Raw genomic sequence first — 20,928 nt, forward strand, 5'->3', positions numbered from 1 at the left:
AGCTTTTGGGCCTAGCGGATGGGCTCATGAAACTCTCCACCTGGAACGTCAACGGCATCCGCGCCTCCCTGAACAAGGGGCTGCGGGAGTATCTTCTCACTTCGGATGCGGATGTCATCTGCCTGCAGGAAACGAAGGCCATGCAAGAGCAGGTGGACATCGCTTTTTTAGCCGGTTACGAAGCGGTCTGGAACAGCGCGGACAAGAAAGGCTACTCAGGCACCTGCATCCTGAGCCGGGTGCCATGGAAGAGCCAGGCACTGGGAATGGGCATCTATGATCATGACCGGGAAGGGCGCGTCATTACGGCGGAGTATGCAGACTTTTTCCTGGTGACGGTCTATACGCCCAACAGCAAGGCGGGACTGGCACGGCTGCCGTACCGGCTGGAGTGGGATGCGGCTTTCCGTGACTACCTGAAGAAGCTGGAAAAACAGAAGCCCGTGCTGGCCTGCGGAGACCTGAACTGTGCGCACCAGGAGATTGACCTGGCGAATCCGAAATCCAACCGCATGAACCCGGGCTTCAGCGATGATGAGCGGGCGAGTTTTACGCAGCACCTGGAGGCGGGTTTTCTGGATGTATTCCGGGAGTTTGACAAGTCGCCCGGACGCTACACGTGGTGGACGCAGCGGACCCCAGATGCGCGGGCCAAGAACATCGGGTGGCGGCTGGATTACTGGCTGGCTTCTGCGGGCTTGCGCGCGGGCATCACTTCCTGCACCATCCGGGATGACATCCACGGCAGCGACCATTGCCCGGTGGAGATGGTCATCCAACCCTGATTGATCCTGCACGCCATGAAGCTCATCCTCTGCCTTTGCCTAGCTTTTGTCACCACGGCCTGTCTGAATGCGGCGGAGCCGTCTGCCGCAGCCGGCGTGACCTATAAAGAGCTGAAATGGGTGGATGATGTGTACTTCCTGAACGGGGAGCCCTATACTGGCCTGGCGCAGGACAGGCACAAGGACGGGAAGGTGAAAGGGGAGTATCCTTTTAAAGAAGGCCGCCTCCATGGCGTGGTGCGTGAGTGGTGGGAGAACGGCCAGCTTTCCACCGAGACGAATTTTGACAATGGCAAGCGCCATGGCCTGAACCGCTACTGGTCCAAGACGGGGGCGCTGATGAAGGAGCAGATGTACGAGCAGGACAAGTCCGTCAGCGAGAAGCATTACGAGACGAAGGACTGACAGGGGCGGTCACCGGCGGAACGTCAGCAGGCTCCAGCCGTCCTTCTTTATGGCGGTAGCCGAGGATGACTCCCTTTCCCAGGTCCAGGTTGTACATGCTGTGCATGTCCTTCAGTTCCATCAGCGTCCAGGGCACGAGGGGATTGGCCCCGTTCTTGGTATAGACCAGGTCATCGGCCACATAAATGCAGGAGTGGAAGGCATTGCCGCTGGCATTGATGAACATGAGGACGTCTCCGAAGCGGAAAGGCGGGCTCACCTGCTGGAAATCCTCGATAACGGCGCTCGATGCGAGGTGTGAATCCAGGTAATAATCCTGGGCAGTGAAATTGAAAAAATTCAGCGTGGTCCAGTGGCAGTCCGGAAAACGGATGTGGGTGGTGAATTCATCGCTGGGATAGGTGTAAATCAGCTTGCGCGGCAGGGCGGGCAGCATGTGCAGGAGATCAATGTGACCGATGCCTGGTGCAGCGGCGGTGGCCTGGAAAAGTGGCTCCAGCTCCTTGCGGCGCAGATTGAGCCCGGTGGCCCAGTAATCCAGCATGTCCTGTACGGGGCTGTCTTTGTTCACCTCCAGCCGGGCGATGATGGTGCGGGTGCGGGTGAGCTTCTTTTTGATGAACAGGGCTTCAGCGTTGGATTCAGCCAGTCCAAGAAGGACCGGAATGTCACTGAAGGCGAGCGCCTCACCCCGCTGATAGGAGAGCAGGGAGATGGCGGCGACGAGCTCCTGGCGCAGTCCGGAATCCCGGGCCCAGGCCTCCACGCTGCCGCCGGCGAAGACGATGGGATATTCATAATACTCGTTGGAGGGATACCGGGCCAGGGTCTCATAGACCTGCTTGCGATCCTTGGCCGAAAGAGATTCGATCAGCCTGGCGGAGGGAAAGAGATTGGCGGTGCCGCTGCGGCGGATGATATTTCGGGGATTAAAAAGCGCGCTGACCAGCTCGTCCGGCAGTTCAGTCAATGAAATCAGGTTTTCAAATGCCGTTAATTCCGCTTCCGGGATGCGCCAGCGGGTCTGAGTATCCGGCGTGGGGGTGCGTGAAACGACGGAATCAGGCGCTTCCAAATAGAAATAATAGCACTGAAGACGGCCCCAGGGACCTTCTTTGGTGAAGAAGGGGCTATCTTTGGGCAAAGTATCCGCCTGTGCCAATAAGGAGGTCTTTAACCCAACAAAAAGCAGGGTTAAAGCCACAAGAGCGGCCTTGGTGAACTGGGTCATGGGGGAAGATGGCGATGTGGCTGACATGGCTTGAAATAAAGTAACTCCGCTGGCTGGGGTAATGTTTCGATAGCCGACTATAGATAAAGCAATGCCCTATTTAGATGGGTGATGCTTTACCGAGATGTTAGCCACGCCTTAGCCAACGGCAAGCCATCGTCCAATAGCCGGAAGGTCACAAATCGGGGCAAACTTTGAACCGAAATTAAATCGGCATGCCACCCCGCTGCATGCCGTGCGGTCGTCATGAGGACATCCGCCCAATAACAACCTTCGGCCCAGACTTTTCTATCATGAAACAACCAACCCACCCCGCTGTTCATGCCTTCAAAGGCGGACTGTGCCTGCTGCTGGCAGGCCTGTCCCTGCCGGTGCTGGCCCTTGATCCAGACACCCCGGCCACAGGCTCGTTTAATGTGAATGCCAACGCTAACTGGAGTACGCCGGGAACATGGAGCGGCGCGATTCCCAACGGGGTGGACCAGGTGGCGGATTTTGTGAACAACATTTCCACCACACGCACCATCACCATTGATTCAGGCGTCGGCTCGAATGTGACTTTGGGTGGTTTGCGCATCGGCGATACAGCAGGCGGGAGCGTCCATCAAATTTCCGGCGGGACGCTGACGTTTCAGGTGACTGAAGGGAATGCTTTCTATACGCGTTTGAACAAAGGCGGGAGCAACACGATCAGCTCGGCGATCCAGCTTAACAGCGCCCTGGATGTGCTGATTGCAGACACCAATGCCAACAGTCAGGGAGCCGCCTTTTCCGGCAAAATCTCCGGCGGGGTGACAGGGCTGCCGACCATCAATCTGCGGGTGAATGACGCTGACAATTTTGTGCGGCATCTTTTGCTCAGCAATACGGCCAGTGACTTTGCCGGGCAGATCGTGGTGCACTCCGGTTTGCTGCGGCTGGAAGGCGGCGACGGAAACGGCCAGGCGGCCGGGCTGCGCGGGGTGGGCAATGAGGTTATCATCCTGGATGGCGGCCGCGTGGACCTGCGCGGGACGGACTACAACCGGCAGGCGGATGACACGGAGATCTTCATCATTGAGGGCAAGGGTTTGAACGGCCTCGGGGCAATCGCCAATACATCCAGCACAGGCACGCTCTCGCACCTCGTGCTTTCGGGAGATGCCATGATGGGCGGGGGTTCCACGACGGAGTTGCGGCGTCACCTGAATGCGGCAGGGGATGCGGACATCGCCGCGATCCTGGACCTGGGGGGACATGAGCTGTCAACAATCGGGGCTGGGATCAAGATCCTGGAAAACGTGGATCTGCGGAATGCGGACGGAGCCACCTGGAACATCTATGAAGGCGCGCTTCAGTTTAGAAACCGCGGCGGTCTTTTGGGAGGGGAGCTCATCGGCGGCACCCAGTATGGCAACGACATTGATGGCATGACCTTTAACGTCACGTATTACAAGGGCACCTATGACGGCGTGGATCCCACGAACGGCAGCCGGTCAGTGACGGACCTGTTCAATCCGAACCGGGATCTGTCGGATACCTTTGGCGGGACGGAGGTGGCGGCACGGCTCATCTTCCGGACGGACTGGGCGACGGGGAACACACATGTGGCGAATACAAAGGTGGTGGAGATGTATGATGATGTGACCATCAACCTGAACTACGGGGCGCTGGTGCGGGAAGGGAGCACAGGGGCGGGGCAGACCTTTGACCAGATCTTCGGCACGGGCACGACCATCAATCTGGTGGGCGGGGGCATGCAGGAGAACATCATGACCGCGTCTGGCGGGGCTTCCGGCTACAATGCTGCGCTGGATGCCTATGACCACCCGGGGGTGATGGAAATCCAGGGGTCCATTGACAATATGACAGGTGACGATGAGGGGACGGGCTTTACGAAGCGCGGAAATCGCGAACTCCGGCTGACGGGGAGCAATCCGAACTTCGATGGCGATGTGCTGGTCAAGCAGAGCACGGCGCGTTTCATGCCAACTCAGTTTTCCACCTCGTCGCCCACGGCAGCGCCGGAGTCGCAGTTTTTCAGTATGTCCCTGGCCGGTGCTGCCGGGGGGCTAACAGGGGCAAATTCCATCACGCTGACCCGATGGGGGTCGCTGGCACTGCTCAACAATTCCTCCAATGGGGTGTATGCGAGCGTGAACAACAACGACCGCCTGAATGACAATGGGCAGCTCATTTTGAGGAACGGGTTCATCATCATGGAAACGGACCCGGTGGAGACCAATACGGAGAACTTCGGGAATGTGTCGGTGGACAACGGGACGAACTATCTGTTTCTGGACACACGTGCGGGCGGGCAGTTTGACGGCAGCTTTGCCAGCCTGAGTTTTGACAATGGCGGGATCCTGAAGATTTATGACATGAACGGTGACCACACCTGGGGTACCGGTGCGACGGATGACCGGCTGCGGCTGAACGATACGACGGGACTGACGATGATCGGCGCAGACAGCCCTGGCAGCAATACGCAAGGGGTCATTCCGGGACTTTTCGGCGGGACGGTGCCGACGACTTTTACGGCGAGCACGGGCACGCAGCGGACGGATTACACCACTCAGAATGCCTATGCCTACAATGGGGTGGGCCTGGGCCTGATGACGCTGGAGGGAGGCTATTTGCGGCCCCTGACGGCGAGTGAATACGCGGTGGGCGGGACACCGGTGGCCGGGGCCAACTGGATGGTGGACCGGTACATCGGCCCGGGCAACACCGCCGGGCTGGACAATTATGCCAACCGGAATGTGACAGAGGACACGACGGTGAACTCGCTGACGATCAGCTTCAGTGAAGCCTCCTCCGGCCAGGCCGCGCCGACGGCGGCCAAGGACTATGTGCTCATTGAGCCGGGGAAAACGCTGACGGTAAGTTCGGGCATCATCAACTTTGCGTCGTTTATGGAGAACAATGCCGGGAGTCTGGAGTCGGTGATCCGCGGCGGCAGGATCAGCATGAACGGGCAGGCGGCCATCCTGAATGCAGCATCCAACCGCCATGACCTGGACACTACGAGCGCGTCATTGACGACGTTCCTTCCGGGGAACAGCACGTATATGCGCAGCAGCCTGGTGGATGTGGCGGACCTGGTGAAAACGGGGCGTCACAATCTTTATCTGGATACCTGGAATGAGGTCTCCGGGAATGTGTACGTGAGCGAGCAGGGGGGGCTCTTTGCCCGCCACCCCGGGGCGCTGGGTGAAGGCGCCCCAGGCCGTGAGTTGCAGGTGGGCGGCGCGGGTAATTTTTACCTGGAATACGGGACGAACATCTCTGGCATCAACCTCCGGGCGACGAACACCTTTGATACGACGCGCACCATCCTGGCTGCACTGGGGACGACCCACAGCACCTGGGGCGGGGATGTCATCATGGATACGGCGGATGCTGCTGGATCCGGTGAATTTCAGGCTCACATCATCACCGCCCGCAACAACGGTACACTGACGATCTATGGGAATGTGTATTCCGATAACAATGCGAACATTACAGGCAATGACACCTGGAACGATCCGGTGTTCATCAGCACCGCGACGGCTGAGACCGCGACAATCAATTTCCGGGGCCAGTTCAGGGATACGGCGGACGGTCCGCTGACCAGTGTGGCGGCGACCGGTGACGGGCCGGTGCATCTGGACCGCAATCATTCGCTGTCCTTCCAGATGCGAGGGAATGATGAGATCAATGTGAATGCCTTCCAGCAATGGGATGCAACGGGGGCAATCTATGCGACCCAGGGCTACTTCCGCATCCTGTATGATCCCGCCGCAGAAGGGCTGGACGGGACGGGCTTTATGACGGATGCGGCGCGTGCGGCGGTGGCGCAGGACAACCAGTGGAACCAGATGTGGTTAGGCGGGCCGCAGAACCAGCTTGGCATCGCCAACTCTCCTTCCAATGCGTATAGTGGGCACATCATGCTGACGCGGGAGGACCAGGTGCTGAACTACACTGACCGCATCATGATAAGCAACAACAACCGCAACCGTACGCTGACGCTGGGCGGGGAGCACACGAGCGGCACGGCCTACATTGGCAGCACCGACCCGACGTCCCCGTATTTCGTGTTTTTCCAGAACACCAATGCAGAGCGTGACCTGCGCTTCCTTCAGATGCGCGGCGGCACGCTGGAGGTGAATGCACGGCTGCAGGACAACGGCTCCAATGCGGACAATTTTCACTCCTCGGTTTCCATGGTGGGTCCGGGCACGGTGGTGTTCAATACGAATACGGTCAGCAGCAACATGGACCGCTGGAACTTCATGGCGGGGACGACGGTGTGGAGCGGGGCGTATGCAAACAACCAGTTCGCCCGGACCCGCACCACCGGCAGCAATGTGCGGGCTTCGGTCTCCGGATGGGGCGGTGGGGATCTGGTCCTGGCCACTCCGGAAGGCACGGCGCGGCGCACGCAGACGCTGGACGGGAACATTTTTATGTTTAACGGGAGCAGCTCCGTGACGGCGAATGTGCTGACGACGATGACGATTGGCGACGGCGCGCGGGCACGGGTGCTGGACCGCCGCTCCGGCTCCACGCTGGCGTTTTATGAGAATGGAAACGGCATCATCAACTTTGGCGCGGCAGGCGTTTCCATGGAGGCTGGGGATTTCCTGGGGAGCTGGGGTGTGTATGGAAACCAGGCAGACGGCATAAACAACTGGGCCGGCCGGCAGGGCACTACGGGGGTGCAGGCCTTTGCCGGATATGACAATGATGTGTTTGAGGCCACCAGCCATACCAACATGACGGCGGATGCGGTACTGCCCGGCAGCACAGAAATCCAGACGCTGCGCATCGGGGTGGAGGCGGAGCTGGACATTGGCGCAGGCAATACGCTGGCGCTGAGCCAGGGCGGACTGCTGATCCCCTCCAGCAATGTTGGCAATGTCAGCATCACCGGCGGCACGCTGACCAGCACCTGGAGTGAAGGCAGCAATGACGTGGTCGTCCATAACTATGGGCAGGGCGTAACGACGATTGGCTCGGAGATTGCCAACGAGGGCGTGAACAAGGTGAACCTGGTGCTTGCCGGCAGCGGAACGACGGTGCTGACGGGGGACAATACGCTGACAGGGAATGTTTACGTGAATGACGGGGTGCTGCAGATCAGCAGCGACTCGCAACTGGGCCAGGTGGACGGCAGTATTTCGATGGTTGTGCTAGTGGGGCCGGGGACGAGCTATGCCTCGGGCGGCACCACCGGTGCGACGGTCACTTTTGAGGGAGGTGGCGGCAGCGGGGCGGCGGCGACGTTTAATACGGTCAACAGCAGCACGGCCAGCCTCCGCGGGGTAAACAGGATTAACCTGACTGACAGCGGCAGTGGCTATACTTCAGGGGTACAGATCGGCCTGACAGACGGCACGGGATCCAATGCAGGTGCCTGGGCAGTTCTGGACAGCGGCAACCTGCACATGGATGGCGGCGTGCTGCATGCCACCGAGAGCCTGACCTTGAACAGCGGGCGGACCATTTTCTTGGGCGGCAATGGTGGCACGCTGCGGGTGGATCCAGGAGAGAAGCTGACCATTGACGGATTTATCAGCGGTGAATACAACCACGTGAATCTGGACAACGGCTATGCCTCGTCCAATGGGATGGTCAATGCCTGGGAAGCCGCCTCACTGAGCAATCCTGACATTGGCGACCTGACCATTGACGGGGGTGGTACGGTCCATTTCCGTTACAGTCCTTTGGGGGATGGTTCCTCATCTGCGAACCTGGCGCATGCCTACGGTGGCATCACCTGGATCAATGAAGGCATCCTGCGCCTGGAAGGGGTGGGAACCACAGGCGCTGCGGGTGCTCTGGGGTCTCACCGCTCGTTTGTGGACAGCACGGTGATCGGTGCGAATGGAACGCTGGACCTGGATTTCTCCTCTTCGCCTGTGATTCTGGAATGGCTGACTTTGGAAGGAAAGGGCTATCAGGGAGGCGGCACCATCAGCCTGGTGCAGGCCGGGGGCACTGTCAGCAACAGTCTGGGCGGCCAGATCCATGTGAAGGAAGATGCGCTGTTGAAGATGATGAACGGCCATAACATTTACATCAACAATGGCGGCGGTGACATGTTCGGCAGCGGCGACATTACCCGCATGGGCAACGGCGACTTCCGGTTCTATGGCAACAACCCTGAATGGACGGGTTCATTCCTGTCTGCCAGCGGCACTTCCAGGGTCATCGGCACCGGGAACCTGCAGGGGCTCAGCGGTATGGAACTGGAGCGTAACTCCATCTTCCATGTCTCCACGGCCACCACATCGGTGGATGAATTTCGTGACCGCTTGCCGGATGATCTGGCGATCTCAAGCGATGGCTATACCCGCCTGCGGATGGATGCCACAGGCGGCATTCATTCCGGCATCGAGAAGGTCGGCTCCCTGACGGTGAAGGGCGGGGTGATGGGCATCGAATACAACCTGGGGGCGGACCTCATTGGCAGCCAGCCGAGGTTGCAGGGAGACTATGCCGGACTGCACTTTACGGAGATTGACCGTGAGCTGGGGGCGACAGTTCACCTTCGTAATCTGGATTCGGGGACGGATTTTGCAGGCAGCGAATTCAGCAACGGGGAGGTGACGAACCGGGCTGTGCTGATGGTGGACAATGCGCCGGCCGCGATTGGCACCGGTGACGGTTCCAACGGCAACGCCCCGGTCATTCCAGGGTTCTTTGGCGGCACCCGTGCGCTTGTTGTGGCTTCTTCCAACGGGACCACACAACGCTTTGAAGAAGCCTACAGCGCCTTCCGCATGGTGACGGTGGACAGTGACGGGGCGGGTGTCAACTATCTGCGTCCGCTGCGGGACGACGAGTATAAAACAGTCGCCAACCCAGGCGGCAATGATGAAGTCAGCACATCCGTTTCGCTGGATGCTGAGGGACTGACGGCTGACCAGAACCTGCGAATTGTGGGCCGTGATTCGGATTCGATCTCCTCCGGCCAGCTTCTGGCAGGGCGGAAAAATTCACTGCTGACCCTGGGTCTCAGCAGCACGGTGAATTCACTGACGTTCAATTCGGAGACCTATGTGTTGAACGGAGCCGCCAATACGACTTCTTCATCCACGTTTGGCGGTGACCATACGACGTTGCATCTGCGGGATGATACACGCCTGACGGTGGCCTCGGGGATGATTCAGACAGCCAACTTCGGGACGCTGGACCGTCAGGGCATCACCAATAACACGAATTCCAATCTGGACATCCGCTCGCAGATCAATGCAGGCACGCTGGACTTTGCAGGGCAGGAGGCGCAGATCTACGTGGGCGGCTTCTTCACCCGCTACAATACGGCGGCCCAGGAAAATGGTCATGAACCGATTGATGCGGACAATACGACACTGACCATCGCCTCCAACATCTCCAATGCCAGTGCGCTGGTGAAGTCGGGGCCAGGCTCGCTGATCCTCACCGGGGTCAATGATTACACCGGGGATACTTACATCAACCAGGGCAACCTGTATGTGCGCAGTGACTTTGCCCTGAACGGCACCGAGAACGTCCACCTGAACGGGGCGGGCGCGTTTTTTGTCAGCCAGGGATCCAAGATCAACGGGGTGGACCTTCATGTTGGCTTGATCAGCGGAAACAACGTGGCCCTGGCGCTGGAGCAGAGCGCCATCTGGGGGGGGGACATAATCCTCAACAATGTGGACCTGGCCGGTGCCACGTCCTACACCCGCAGCTTCATTCCCCGCATCTACACCAACTCCACCCATCAGGCTGCCATAGAAGGCAATATCTATGGGGGGAGCGGGCAGCTTGCCTCCGGGGTGAATGCGACAGAATCGCGCATCTTTACCACCTATACCGGCGCGGCGGGGATTCTGGATCTGCGGGGCCAGGTCCGGGATACGGTGTCAGGCGCTTTGGGCACCCTGGTGACGGCGGCCAACCAAAACCAGGTGCTGCGGATGGAAGTCAGCGCCACCACAAATGAGGCCAACGTCCAGCTTTGGCAGCAGTATGATGCCTCCGGCCAGATCAACCTGAAGCGCGGTTATCTGCGGTATATGGGCGAAGGGAACTTTTACAGCGATGCCGCTGCTGCCTCCATCAACCCGGACAATCTGATGTCGGGCTTCCACATGGGCGGACGGGTGCTGGTATCCACAACGGCCGGCCTCACCGTTTCCAACCTGGCCTTTATGCTTGCCAATGACGGGTCTGTCTTCAATCTGTCCTCCTGGACGGTGGGCGGGGATGTCAGTGATCCGGACAATCTCTTTGGCTCGGGCAACTGGGGACTGGGCAATACCACGGGCAATTCCACGCTGGGTGGGGAGAACCGAAGCGGGGAAGTGGTCTTTGGTACCGGGACAGGGACGATCAAGTTCACCCCTTACGCCACAGGGGAAGACCGCGACCTGCGGCTGTATGCCGCACCCGGGGGCGAGGTGACCATCCGGGCCAGTTTTGTGGACGGAGGCACGGCGGCGAATCCGGTGAACACTTCCATCACAAAGGTGGGGGCAGGGCAGGTGAACCTGCAAGGCTCCACCGCTGGTGAGGGGACGGTAGAGGGGGTGAATGTGATGGGTGGCCTGCTGCTGCTGGAAGATTATGATGTCAATCCAGACCGGCGTGTGGGGCTGAATGCCAGCCTGCTCATGGGTGGCGGCATTCTGGCCATGGAAGGCGGGCAGGAAAACTTTGGCACGCTGACAGTCGCCGCTGGCGGCTCAGCCCTGGCCGTGATCGGCACAGGACAGATGGAGATTGCCACGCTGGGCAGTGTGGCTGACGGCGGCAGCCTGCATTTCCAGAGCATCGCCGGAGGGACCCTTCAAATGGGCGGGTTCAATGAAGGTGACCGTCTCGGGTCTTTCGCCACTTTTGGTGCGGCGCTGAGTGCGGACCCCACCGCCACGGACTGGGCGGCGGTGGGCGCGGGCGGCCAAGTGGTGGCTTTCACCGGCTATTCGGATGACACCCTCGGGGCAGGTCTGCACACCAATGCCGTCGGTCCGGCCCTGGTGGGCGGGGAGACGGAATCGGTACGCTTCAATACAGATGGCGCAGCCTTTGCCTCCGGCACGCTGACCCTGAATGATGGGGGCCTGCTTTTCACCAGCGCCTTCACAGGCGGCACGGCTTTTGCATCAGGCACCGGTCTGACCACGGCAGGCGGCAGCGACCTGGTCCTGCACAATTATTCCAGCGGGGCCGTGACCATCGCGGGTGACATCTCCGGAAGTCAGAATGTGATCTTCACAGGTACAGGTTTAACGGAGCTGGCGGGCAGCAATACCTATGCGGGCACCACCTTTGTGACCGGAGCTGCCACGGTGGTTGCGGACGGCATGGGCCGCCTGGGCACCGGCAGCCTGCACCTCAATGGCGGCACCGTCCGCCTCACGGGCAGTGATACGGAAATCTATAGCTCCGGCATTACCCTGGGCAGTTCCGACGGGACCTTGCAGGTGGAAGCCGGCAAAACACTGGTGCTGCGGGGTGTTGTCTCATCCGAGACCAATCCGTCCGCCGCGCTCACGACCAACCCGAACAGCGGCGGCCTGCGCATTGAAGGCTCCGGCACTGTTCAATTTGGTGAGCGCACCGACGGGAGCACCCTGGTGGGGGTGGCCAACAACTACACCGGCCTGACCCTGCTGGGTGACGGGACGAACCCTCTCCACATCAGCCTGCAGGGGGGCGGAAACAACAATGCGCAGCACACGCCCTTTGGGACGACGGATTCCTGGACGGACGGCACCATCGTCCGCAACAACGTCACTTTGGAATTTGCTCCGCAATACGGTTCCGGCGCCGGCACCAGCCAGGCGCGCTACCGGGAGTGGATACAGTTTGGTGAGCAGGCAGGTGACCAGATTTACATCAATCACACCACCCAGCGGCAGATTGTGATGGATGGATTTTACAATGTGATTGGCGACTTGAACATCCATGCGCAGGTCGGCTCGCTGAACAACGGAGGTACTGGCAACAGCACCTTTTATTTCAACGTCAATGAGGGCAGCCTGGCCGGCACAGGGGACATCATCAAGACCGGGGCGGGCAATCTTTACTTCTACAACACGATGACGCAGTGGACGGGGGACATGGATCTCCGGGAGGGACTGACCTTGCAGCTGATGTATCCAGGAGCGGCACTGGAGGACACCGGCATCATCTATATGGGAGATCCCGCCGGCGAGGTCAGCAGCTTGTTGAGCTACCGTGTGCAGACGCGCTACGGCAATGCCGTGACTGGTGTGGACAGCGGCCGGCAGAGGCTGGACATCCCGCGTGACATCACCATCCGCGATGGCATCAACCAGGAGGTCCAGATCGGCGGCAGCAGCTCGCCGGACATCACAATGGTGTACAGCGGGGACATCAACCTTGGCAATGGCAGCACGGGCGGCGGCGGGGCAGACTCCCCCAATCATGTGCGGTTCATTTACACGGATACCACTGGTTACAGCGGCATCCTCACCGGCCACCAGCAGCATGCGGTGATGATCGTCAGCGGCAACCTCAGCGGGTCCAACAACCTGATGCTGGAAAACGTGGATGACGGAAGCGGGAACAATGACATCAACGACCAGTTCACGACCTTTTTGTTCAGCGGTGATAACAGTGCCTACACGGGCAGACTGACCATCGGCTCTGAGCTGGGTGCGGCTTCGGGCAACTTTGACCGGGATGACAATGAAATTTTCCGGGCAGGTTCTGACACGGCTTTGAGCGCGTCCATTCCGGTGGAGATGCGTAACATGACCACGATGCAGGCGGGCGGATTTGAGCTGACCATCGGCGGTCTCGTCACCAATGATGGCATCAGCACCACCGGGCTGTATTCCTTCACCAGCCCCACCTTTGATCCCACTCGGCAGACGACAGCGGACCTGGATGCGGTGAATGCCAATATCAATGCCGCCTCGGGCACGCTGCATGGGGCGAATTCAGGGGGTGTGAATTACATTCCCATTGGTAACAGCTCAGCCATCATTGAAAACGCCTCAACCACCCCAGGCACGCTGAGAATCGTGCAGGAGAGCAATGCCATCTGGGACGCCTATTTCCGGGATGGTGTGCCTGCGGCCCAGTTCGAGGACAGCAGCGCCACCCCTGGCTCCCTCAGTCTGGAAAAGCTCGGGGCCGGCTCTGCCACCCTGACCATCTACAATGATTACACCGGCACGACGACCGTCAGTGCGGGTCAGCTCCAGGTCGGCAGGGATGGCACAGGGGAATGGGGCATCGTGAACCAGGGCAGCACCGCGCTTTTCGGGGCCATGAAACAGACCGCCAACACCGTGGCAGGCAGCACCGGCACCGGATTGACGACGGTGATGGCCGGGGCAAACCTCAGCGGCACCGGCCATGTGAGGGGCGGGCTGGAGCTTCATGGCACGCTGGCACCCGGTGACTTCATTGGCGAACTGGCCGGTGCGACCATGGGTACTCTTTTCGTTGGCGACGGAGGTGTGGGAGACCTGACCCTTCATGCAGGGGCGACGGTGTCTTTGCAGATCGCCCTGCCTTCCATGATAGATCCGGACTTGCAGGCAGGCACTTACAGGATTGGGGATGACTTTTACACCACGCATGTGGCCTTCCTGGACTTCTTCAGCACGGGTGATAATCTGTCACGGGCGTTTCCCTTCGGTTTTGGCCAGGGCGGTTCCCACATTCCCACGACCAATCATGATCACCTTGAGATCAGTGGCAGCGTGATTTGGGACGGCGGCCAGATTTCGGTCCTGGGAGATACAGAAACCGGATTCATTCCTGAGGCCGGCCAGGTCTTCAATCTCCTCGATTGGTACAACATGGATGGAACTGACTGGGGAGATTTCAGCACGGGGAGCGGTCGCTACCTCGTCGGCAATGGTGATGACAATGGACATCTGGATCTGCCGGATCTGTCGGCCTACCCGGAGCTGCGCTGGGACACGGGCATCTTCTTCAGCCATGGAGCGCTGGTCATCTCCATCGTGCCGGAGCCCAGCCGTGCAGTTCTGACCTTGTTGGGGCTTGGGATGCTGCTTTTCCGCCGGCGGCGCTGAAGCTGACGGAAATTGGCCGGAGGCAGGTGGCATGCCTGCCTCCGGACGGTCATGAGACGAAATCAGACATGGGCAAAAGGCCGGACTTTCATGGAATCTCTGGACGCTGCGGCCAGATCCCGTATGGGGTCTGTCTGCATTCCTAATGAAACCTCTTTTAGAAACCCTGCGCGCCGGCACCGGCTATCTGGAGAAGCATGGTGTGGATGAGGCCCGGTTGAACATGGAGCACCTGCTGGCCCATGTGCTGGGCTGCCGGCGCCTGGACCTGTATCTCCGGTTTGGTGAGATGCTGCCTGAGACGGATCTGGAAAAACTGCGCGGCCTGATCAAAAAACGTGCCGATGGCGAGCCGCTTCAGCACCTGCTGGGCACGGTGGACTTCCTGGGGCTGGAACTCGTCAGCGACCACCGGGCGCTGATTCCGCGGCCGGAGACGGAGTATCTGTGCGATTTGCTGCTGAAGCGCTACGACAAATCACCCCCGGCCCGGGTGCTGGACATGGCCACAGGGTCCGGCTGCATCGGGCTGACATTGGCCACTGCATGGAAGGACAGCCAGGTGGTGCTGGCCGACATCTCCGAGGAGGCCCTGGACCTGGCGCGGCTGAATGCCAGCCGGCTCGGCCTGAGCCAGGTGCAAATCTTTCGCAGCGACCTTTTTGAAAAAATCACAGGCACCTTTGACCTCGTCGTGAGCAACCTGCCCTACATTCCCCGGGGGGAGATTCCACTGCTGAGCCGGGAGGTGCGGCGGGATCCCCTCCTTGCGCTGGATGGCGGGCCGGACGGACTGGATATTGTACGCCGTTTCCTGGCAGATGCTCCCGCCAGGCTGGCCCCTGGGGCGCTCATCGCGCTGGAGGTGGGGCATGATCAGGGGCATATCACGGCGCAGCACGCCACCGGGCTGGGCTATGGTGCAGCCCAGGTACATGCCGACCTGGCCGGGGTGCAGCGCTTCGTCTTTGCTGACGCCCCGGCAGAAAGTTGACTTATTTTTTTGAAAATTTGTAACTGGAGCATCACAATCTGGTAATGCCCTATGTCTGCGGGATTTGTCGTGTGGAAACTGGCTTTCACGGTAGCTTTTTTTCAGCGGCAGGTCCCGCAGACGTCGCTCTCTTACTGAGATGCATCTTCCTGCTTGCACCCGCGCTTCTGCGACGCACTTAGACGGGCAACATGGAAAAACTCATCGTTCACGGCGGCGCAGCATTGAAAGGCCGCGTCAATATCAGCGGCAGCAAGAACTCCTCCCTGCCCATTTTGGCGGCCACGCTGCTGACGAAGGACACCTGCACCATCCGGCGTGTGCCTGACCTGAGCGATACCAATTACATGGTACGCATTCTGGGGGAGCTGGGGGCGGAGGTGGAGCGCGCTAGCGGTGTGGTGGTGGTGAAGGCGGAAAAGATCAAGTCCGTGGCCCCCTATGAACTGGTGCGGAAGATGCGCGCCAGCATCTGTGTGCTGGGGCCGCTGACCGGCCGGCTGAAAAAATGCACCGTGTCCCTGCCTGGTGGCTGCGTCATCGGTGACCGGCCGGTGGATCTGCACCTGAAAGGCCTGGAGGCGCTGGGCGCGGTCATCACGGTGGATGGCGGGGACATCAGCGTGAACGCCAAAAAAGGCTTCAAGGGCGGTCCGATGAACCTGATGGGCAAGCATGGCTCCACAGTGCTCGGCACGGACAATGTGATGATGGCCGCCACACTGGCCAAAGGGACCACGATCATTGACGGCGCTGCCGCCGAGCCGGAGGTGGAGGACCTGGCCAATTTTCTCATCAAGATGGGTGCCAAGATCGAAGGCGCAGGCACCAACCGCATCGTCATCGAAGGCGTGAAGGAGCTGCATGGAGCCGAGCACACCGTCATCCCGGACCGCATTGAGGCCGGCACCTTTCTCTGCGCCGGGGCCATGGTCGGCAGCGGGCTGACCCTGAAGCGGGTCATGCCGGAGCACATGACGGCCGTGACGGACACGCTGAAAAACTGCGGCTTCCCGATTGAGATCGGCAAGGACAGCATCACCATCGCGCCGAACCCAAATGCCAAAGGTTTCGATCTCACCACTCTTTGTTATCCCGGATTTCCCACGGACATGCAGGCACAGTTTTGTGCGCTGGCCTGTGTGATTGATGACACCAGCACGATCACCGAGACCATTTTCCCGCAGCGCTTCATGCACGTGGCGGAAATGAAGCGCATGGGTGCCCACATTGATCTCCAGGGAGCGACCGCCCGCATCCGTGGCGGTGGCGTGCTGAAAGGCGCGCCCGTCATGGCCAGCGACCTGCGTGCCTCCGCCGCCCTGGTGCTGGCTGGCCTAGTCGCTAGCGGCAAGACGGACGTGAACCGCCTGTATCACATTGACCGCGGTTACGAGCACCTGGACGACAAACTGGCCGGGCTGGGCGCGGAGCTGGAGCGGGTGAAGGAGTGAGAGGATCTTGAAGCGGAATAACCATGTTTGCATTCATTACCTTTGGTCGGTAATACGGAGTCCCGGTACACATGAGATACACTTTGCCAATCCTCGCATTGATGGTTTTTTTATGTGCCTGCGGTCGTTCTGGCTCTGGAACTCCCGCCGGGTTCATTGACAGTTTCGGCTCACATGCATCACCGTCTGGTGCGATGACCGTGGAAGTGACTCGCCGCGAGAAGTCACTGGTTGATTTTGCAGTCGTTGATACATCCACTGGCAAGACGCTTGTGACTGATTATATCGGTTCCGATGCGATGCGCTGGTTCTTGTGGTGGGAGAATCCTTCGCGGTTGTGGGGCTACGGAAGCGATCTCGGTTACTTTAAGGTCTTCGACTTTGCGTCTGGCCGGGTAACGAGTTCCTCCGTGAGCGATGCCACGCCGGTTCCGCAGTTTGTTTGGGATCACTTACCCACGTCTAAACAACGCCGCTACAGAGTTGCGCCAGCTTTATTGCCAGAGAATTGAGATGAATATGAGCAGACCAGCATCGCAAAAGGCAAGTGCAGGTTTGGTTCACCACCTCAAGGCTTCATCGCCCGGAGCGCTGGCAAGTCCAGCAGGATGTTCTGGCTGCGCATGAGGGTCTCCCCAACCAAAAGCGCGTCAGCGCCGGCTTCGGCCAGGCGGGCGGCATCGGCAGGGGTTTTGATGCCGCTTTCGGAGACGAGCAGGATGTCATCGGGCACTTCTTCGGCCAGGGCTTCGGTGGTGGCCATGTCCACGGTGAAGCTTTTCAAATTGCGGTTGTTGATGCCGAGGATGCGCACGTCGGTATCCAGGGCGCGCTCCAGCTCGGGCAGGTCGTGGACTTCCATGAGCACGTCGAGCTGGAAGGTGTGGGCGATGTCGAGGAGCTTGAGGAGTTCCTCCTGCTTCAGCGCGGCGACGATGAGCAGGATGGCATCGGCCCCGGCGACGACGGCCTCATAAATTTGCGCTTCGTGGATGATGAAGTCTTTGCGCAGGCAGGGGATGTCCACCTGCTCGCGGATGAGGGAGAGGTATTCGAGGCGGCCCTGAAAGTACTTTTCATCTGTGAGGATGGAGAGCGCGGTGGCCCCGGCTTTTTCATAACCCCGGGCGATGGTGAGGGGATCAAACTCGGCGGAGATGGTCCCGGCGGAAGGGGAGGCGCGTTTGACCTCGGCGATCATGCCGAGGCGGGTGGGATCCAGGCGGAGGGCGTCTTCCAGGGAGCGAAAGTCATCGCGGAGGGTGGCGGCGGCGCGGAGCTTTTCCAGGCGCGGGAGCAGTCGTTCCACTTCAGTGCGCTTGTGCGCGATGATTTCATCCAGCTTGTTCATAAGGGGTGCGGAAGATGGGGGGAAACGGGCCGGGTGCAAGTTGCAGGTTGCAGGGGAGGACGGGTAAAAAGTTAGACAAACTGCTCTCAAGGTTGCGCCTGCGCCGGGCGCACCTACTTTCCGCCCATGAAGATTGCTTCAAAACCTTTTCGTGTTGGGATTGTCGGTGCCGGTCCTGCCGGGGCGACTCTGGCCTGTTTGCTGGCCAAAGAAGGCGTGGACGCTGTTTTCTTTGATGATGGCAGGCGCCCGGAGATGGTCGTGGGGGAATCACTGATTCCACGCCTGGTGACAGTTTTCCGCCGCCTGGGCATTGAGGATGAGGTGGCGAAGCTGGGCACCTACAAGCCGGGGGTGACCTGGATCTTTGATGAAAATGATGCACTGGAGCTGTCCTTCACCGCTATGCGCGGGGTGCTGCCCACCTATGCCTACAATGTGCACCGGCGGCCTTTTGACGACCTCATTCACCAGACGGCGGTGGATGCAGGCGCGCGTTTCATTCCCTGCAATGTGAAGCTGGAGGTGGGTGTGACGGAGCGCGGTGAAAAGGTGCCGCGCCTGAGCGCGGAGACCCTGGCTCTGGTGCCTGACTGGAATGGAAAACAGCCGGACCTGCTGGTGGATGCGAGCGGCCGCCGCCGCCTGTTTGCGAAGCTGCTGGGGATCAAGGCGGCCATCGGAGACCGCAAGGATGTCTCCCACTTTGCCCATTATGAAAACTGCACGATGCCTGTGCCATCTGGGCAGACGGTGATCACCCGCCTGAAGCACGGCTGGTCCTGGCGCATCCCGCTGCTGCATGCGCTGAGCATCGGCGTGGTTTTTGACAAGGATCACGCCAAGCTTTACGGCAGCACGCCGGAGGAGCAGCTTGAGGCGGTGATTGACCAGAACAAGCCACTGGCGGATGCCTGCCCGAACCGCAAGCGCATCACCCCGGTGACGACCTATGCGAATTACCAGCTTATTTCCGACCAGGGTCATGGCGACGGGTGGGTGTGCGTGGGAGATTCGTTTGGTTTTGTGGACCCGATGCTTTCCCCAGGTCTTGCGATGGCCATGACCTCTGCCGAAATGCTTGCCGATGCCATTTTGCAAAACCGGCCGGATGACTGGGAGCGGGCATTTGCGGCCTACCTGGACTGGTTTCGCGACATGCTGTGCGCCTGGCAGGAGCTGGTGGACATGTTTTATGGCGGGCACATATTTGCTCTGCAACGCACAGGCACCCGGATGCACCAGATGTTCCCGGGCAAGATCGGGATGATGATGCAGCGGCACTTTGAGAAAAATATTTCCGGCATGGCTGGCGGGGGACTGACCAATCATCCTTACAGCCGCCGTCTGCTGCGTTTCATGTCCCGCTATGCCATCTATGGTGAAGAGCCGGCGGACTATGCCGTGGTGTGAGGGTGGTCTTTCCGCCGCCAGGCGGCCAGCCACAAGCCGCCGATGAGACCCCATAGCCCTAGGGCTGCGAAACCGAGGAGGGAGATAGCCAGGGCCTTGGCCGCGCCGATGCCCTCCTGGTCCCCCAGCCACTCCACCAGCAGGCCTTCCCGGATGCCGATGCCGCTGATCGTGATTGGCAGGGAGGCAATCACATCCACAAGCGGCATGAGCCCGAACATGCCGGTAAGGGTGACGTCCGCCCCCAGGGCACGGGCCGCTGCCCAGTAAGCCGCATAGGCACAGGCGGTGCCCAGGCTGGAGACGATGCACCCGGCCAGCAGCCAGGGCTGGCGCATGGGCGGGGCGTATAGGACTGAGAATTTAGTGGAGAGCTTTTTCAGTCCTGGAATTCTGGCCACGATGCGCTGAACCCATGATTCCATCAGGACGCCCACGCCCAGGAAGCAGGTGCCCACGAAGAGGATGAGACCGATGTCCGCCGAAGACTGGACCGCCTGCGGCAGCGCGATCTGCCGTGAGAAGAGCAAATACAGGATGGCTCCTCCAAAAAGGCCTCCAAAATGATCCAGGATCAGAGAACCGACAATCGCCCCGCGCCGCTCAGGAAACGTGCGCGAAAGCAGCAGCAGCCGGATGCCATCTGCCCCGAGCGGGCCCAGGAAGTAAAGGTTGAAAAAATCGGCAAACAAGGTCAGCCGGAGCAGTTCTGAATACTTTGCGCGCAGCCCATAGACACGCAGGAACCACCACCATCTGCCTGCCCAGCCCAGCACAGAGACGCCGCCGAGGGCAAACGCTGCTGTTAACCAGCCGCCGTCCATCCCGCGCAAGGAAACATCTCCGGCACCTTGCTTTTGCAGCCGGTTCCAGACCCAGATCAGCAAGGCCACAGCGATGATGACACGAAAGGCCAGGAACAAATATCGTCTCCGGGGGGTGGGGGCGGTTTCTGGCTTCATGCTGCACAAGGTTTTAAAACCTGTGGCTCTGGCGTGCAAGTCAGGAAGGACTGCTTCGACCATCACGAATGATGAGCAGGTCCATCTGGATGCCATCCGAAGGCGTCAGTCCACTGCCCGCACACGTAACTGTCGCAGGGAAAACAGCTCGCTGTCGCATTCACTGAGGCGGCGGGCACCGTCTTTGCGCTTGGGGCCAAAGAGGGACCGGTTTTCTTGAAAGACGCTTTCGACGAACTCTTTGCTTCCTAGCACCAAGCCGTCACTGAAGTAGCGCACGCGCAGGCGGATCAGTTCGGCGGGGCTCAGCTTGCCTTTT

The 20,928-nt window shown here is 59.9% G+C and carries 10 protein-coding genes and 1 pseudogene; 7 read left to right on the forward strand and 4 right to left on the reverse strand.

All coding sequences use genetic code 11. The features are described 5' to 3' along the window. Positions 1-26 precede the first annotated feature (26 nt). Entirely contained in the window at positions 27-785 is a 759-nt protein-coding gene (locus tag WJU23_RS18265; RefSeq protein ID WP_346334048.1) for an exodeoxyribonuclease III, read from the forward strand. Between the two features lie 15 nt (positions 786-800). Beyond that, complete coding sequence (locus WJU23_RS18270) at positions 801-1,190, forward strand: hypothetical protein (protein WP_346334049.1); 390 nt, start codon at positions 801-803, stop codon at positions 1,188-1,190. Here the strand turns inward: WJU23_RS18270 and WJU23_RS18275 are convergent. Further along, positions 1,159-2,448, reverse strand: coding sequence for a hypothetical protein (locus WJU23_RS18275; protein WP_346334050.1), 1,290 nt, complete (start codon positions 2,446-2,448; stop codon positions 1,159-1,161). The two genes, WJU23_RS18270 and WJU23_RS18275, sit on opposite strands and share 32 nt — an antisense overlap. Before the next feature lie 266 nt (positions 2,449-2,714). Here WJU23_RS18275 and WJU23_RS18280 point away from each other — a divergent pair, with 266 nt between their 5' ends. The 4 genes from WJU23_RS18280 (at position 2,715) to WJU23_RS18295 (ending at position 17,395) form a co-directional block, all read left to right on the forward strand. Then, on the forward strand, positions 2,715-14,435 hold the full coding sequence (locus tag WJU23_RS18280) for an autotransporter-associated beta strand repeat-containing protein (RefSeq protein WP_346334051.1): 11,721 nt from the start codon (positions 2,715-2,717) through the stop codon (positions 14,433-14,435). A 145-nt stretch (positions 14,436-14,580) separates the two neighbouring features. Beyond that, a complete protein-coding gene (prmC, locus tag WJU23_RS18285; RefSeq protein WP_346334052.1) occupies positions 14,581-15,429 on the forward strand; it encodes a peptide chain release factor N(5)-glutamine methyltransferase in 849 nt (282 codons plus the stop codon). A gap of 191 nt (positions 15,430-15,620) precedes the next feature. Further along, positions 15,621-16,883 carry a UDP-N-acetylglucosamine 1-carboxyvinyltransferase gene (gene murA, locus WJU23_RS18290; RefSeq protein WP_346334053.1) on the forward strand — a complete coding sequence of 421 codons (1,263 nt, stop codon included), beginning with the start codon at positions 15,621-15,623 and terminating at the stop codon, positions 16,881-16,883. Positions 16,884-16,954: 71 nt separating this feature from the next. Then, complete coding sequence (locus WJU23_RS18295) at positions 16,955-17,395, forward strand: hypothetical protein (RefSeq protein ID WP_346334054.1); 441 nt, start codon at positions 16,955-16,957, stop codon at positions 17,393-17,395. Positions 17,396-17,451: 56 nt separating this feature from the next. Here WJU23_RS18295 and trpC read toward each other — a convergent pair whose 3' ends face one another. Continuing rightward, on the reverse strand, positions 17,452-18,234 hold the full coding sequence (trpC, locus tag WJU23_RS18300) for an indole-3-glycerol phosphate synthase TrpC (RefSeq protein WP_346334055.1): 783 nt from the start codon (positions 18,232-18,234) through the stop codon (positions 17,452-17,454). Positions 18,235-18,360: 126 nt separating this feature from the next. On the opposite strand from trpC, the gene WJU23_RS18305 reads away from it, so the two are divergent. After that, positions 18,361-19,647: an NAD(P)/FAD-dependent oxidoreductase gene (locus WJU23_RS18305; protein WP_346334056.1), complete on the forward strand. Its 1,287-nt coding sequence runs from the start codon at positions 18,361-18,363 to the stop codon at positions 19,645-19,647. On the opposite strand, the gene WJU23_RS18310 is transcribed toward WJU23_RS18305, so the two are convergent. Continuing rightward, entirely contained in the window at positions 19,632-20,609 is a 978-nt protein-coding gene (locus tag WJU23_RS18310; protein ID WP_346334057.1) for a lysylphosphatidylglycerol synthase transmembrane domain-containing protein, read from the reverse strand. The two genes, WJU23_RS18305 and WJU23_RS18310, sit on opposite strands and share 16 nt — an antisense overlap. A gap of 105 nt (positions 20,610-20,714) precedes the next feature. Continuing rightward, positions 20,715-20,928, reverse strand: a pseudogene (locus WJU23_RS18315) (chemotaxis protein CheW); the annotation flags it as partial.

The sequence above is a fragment of the Prosthecobacter sp. SYSU 5D2 genome (assembly GCF_039655865.1).
Taxonomy (GTDB): Bacteria; Verrucomicrobiota; Verrucomicrobiia; order Verrucomicrobiales; family Verrucomicrobiaceae; genus Prosthecobacter.